Source organism: Actinomyces urogenitalis DSM 15434 (assembly GCF_000159035.1).
Taxonomy (GTDB): Bacteria; Actinomycetota; Actinomycetes; order Actinomycetales; family Actinomycetaceae; genus Actinomyces; species Actinomyces urogenitalis.
The window spans coordinates 273,748-275,726 of record NZ_DS999575.1 but is presented as its reverse complement, the minus strand read 5'-3'; the positions used below and the strand labels follow the sequence as shown (position 1 = coordinate 275,726).

The following is a 1,979-nucleotide window of genomic DNA, read 5'->3' as shown; positions in this document are numbered from 1 at the left end:
TTGCCGACGCCATCGCGCCCGCGCTCTGCGCGCGCGACCTCCTGGAGCTCTCGCACCACCGCTGCCTCCGGGCAGCCTCGGGGCAGCACCGTCCAGCCCGGCTGCCCCCAGTCGCCCTCTCCGGGCCCCACGAGCAGGACCCCACCGACACCTGCCCGTCGCAGGCGCTCGGGCACGGTCCGGTCCAGCTCGGCAAGGGCAGTGTCAAGGACGGCCAGGTGAACCTGCCGGGTGATGCTCACTGACAGCAGCTCAGTCACGCTCGCGCACTGACGCGCGACCCTCAGTCCGGTGCCGCAGCGGTCCAGGGCTCGCGCCAGAGCCGGGTGGCCGTCCGCCACGGCCAGGGCGACTGCCGTGGGGACCAGGCAGGCTGCACGGTGGGAACGGTGCCAGGGGATCGAGCTCACGAGAGCCTCCTTGCATACTCATGACCCCATATCAGGGTCATGAGAGTGAATTGACGTCGGATGGTGTGTTGCTCGCCGGTTTCCGTGTCCTCTAGGCAGACAATCCTTCTATGAGTGCCTCATTCCTGACCATCGCAGACGTCGCCGAAAGGCTCCAGCTGTCCACCCAGGCCGTCCGCGCCCTCATCCTGTCGGGGGACCTGCCAGCGATCCAGGTCGGCGCCCGCAAGCTGTGGCGGATCCCCGAGGACGCCTTTGACGAGTACGTCGAGCGCCAGCTCGCCTCCACACGCCAGATGGTGGCCTCGGAGAGGTCCTCTCAGCACTCCTGAAGCTCGATCAGCTCAGGGCGTCGAGGGCGTTAGCACTCCCTGACGACCTCGATCGCCCCTAGCGCGATCGCGACCCGCTGACCTCCCCCTCCCACAGGCACTCGATGGCTCAGCTCGACGGCGAGCTCAACGTAGTCCTGACCGACCTGCACGATCGTGCCCGTCACGCTGCCGGCAGGCAGACTGAGACTGACTCGCGCCCTGCGCCGTCGCAGATCGCGCAACACCGCCCGCGCACTGCGCCATCTGCGCGCCTGGCCAGCTTCGCCAGCAGTCTGTGGAACAACGACGGCGATCGCGGCCGTTCGCACCATGACCACCCCGCCGCCAGGCGCCTGGCCGATCAGGACATCATCGCCCAGGTGCCGCGCGAGGAGGTCCACTAAGGCCCCGCCGCGCGTGAGCACGCGCAGCCGCTGGCCGAGCCTGGCACGCAGACGCGCCTCCAGCTTCACCGTCGCAGCCTCAGCCTCAGCCAGGTCCGCTCCCTGACCTGCAACCTGAGCCCGCCGTTCAGCATCAAAGACGCTCTCGAGCTCGTCGAGATAGGTGATCGGGTCCATGACCCCAACCCCATCACTCAGCGAGAAGGCTCGCATGGGACCTCACTCCCCCTCTTGACACTCCTCCCACAATTGTCGATGATCAAACAACCTCAAACATCATAGTCGATTCCCGGAGGTCACCATGTCACTGCGTATGCGCCTGTCAGCGATGACGGCACTCGCCTTCCTCCTCACCGTCGTCCTCGCCACCGTCACGGTTGGCGGGACCCAGACGCTGCTCACGGTCCCCCAGGAGCCCTGGGGCCCGATCTGCCTGGCCTGGCTCGGCGTGCTGTCCTGCGCGGTCCTCACGCTCGCGGGCGCCTGGCACGTGGCCTCCGGCCTGCTGGCCCTGGCCGCCACCCGAGATGAGGACGTTGTCTCCAGCTGCCTGGGCCAGGCCCTCCTGCGAGCAGTGGCACGCCGCGGAGCACCAGCGATGCGCCGCACCGTTGCCGGCACACTGCTGCTCGGGATGGCGACGGCGAGCCCTGCAGCCGCCCAGGGCACCACCCCTGGCGACGATCTGGGCTGGTCCCCGACCAGTTCGCAGGCCGATTCCCCGGCTCCTGAGCAGCCTGCGGCGCCGCAACCCGGTCCCCTGGAGGAGTCCGCGCCCGACGGCGCAGCCGGGAGCGAGGGCTCCTCCGCCCAGGGCGAGCAGGGCGGAGACCCTGGGCAGGACGTCCCCT

At 69.2% G+C, this 1,979-nt stretch carries 2 protein-coding genes and 2 pseudogenes; 2 read left to right on the top strand and 2 right to left on the bottom strand.

Annotation, left to right across the window (positions count from 1 at the left end):
* Positions 1-410, bottom strand: a pseudogene (locus HMPREF0058_RS12745) (hypothetical protein); the annotation flags it as partial.
* A gap of 110 nt (positions 411-520) precedes the next feature.
* On the opposite strand from HMPREF0058_RS12745, the gene HMPREF0058_RS07140 reads away from it, so the two are divergent.
* Positions 521-742: a helix-turn-helix domain-containing protein gene (locus HMPREF0058_RS07140; RefSeq protein ID WP_006549085.1), complete on the top strand. Its 222-nt coding sequence runs from the start codon at positions 521-523 to the stop codon at positions 740-742.
* A 29-nt stretch (positions 743-771) separates the two neighbouring features.
* Here HMPREF0058_RS07140 and HMPREF0058_RS07135 read toward each other — a convergent pair whose 3' ends face one another.
* Positions 772-1,305, bottom strand: a complete 534-nt coding sequence (locus tag HMPREF0058_RS07135) for a hypothetical protein (protein WP_034236648.1) — start codon at positions 1,303-1,305, stop codon at positions 772-774.
* A 124-nt stretch (positions 1,306-1,429) separates the two neighbouring features.
* Here HMPREF0058_RS07135 and HMPREF0058_RS12740 point away from each other — a divergent pair.
* Positions 1,430-1,979, top strand: a pseudogene (locus HMPREF0058_RS12740) (hypothetical protein); the annotation flags it as partial.

Bases quoted from the DNA above. Each gene is read 5' to 3' on its own strand.
- HMPREF0058_RS07135 (WP_034236648.1), bottom strand. From the start codon at position 1,305: ATGGACCCGATCACCTATCTCGACGAGCTCGAGAGCGTCTTTGATGCT.
- HMPREF0058_RS07140 (WP_006549085.1), top strand. From the start codon at position 521: ATGAGTGCCTCATTCCTGACCATCGCAGACGTCGCCGAAAGGCTCCAG.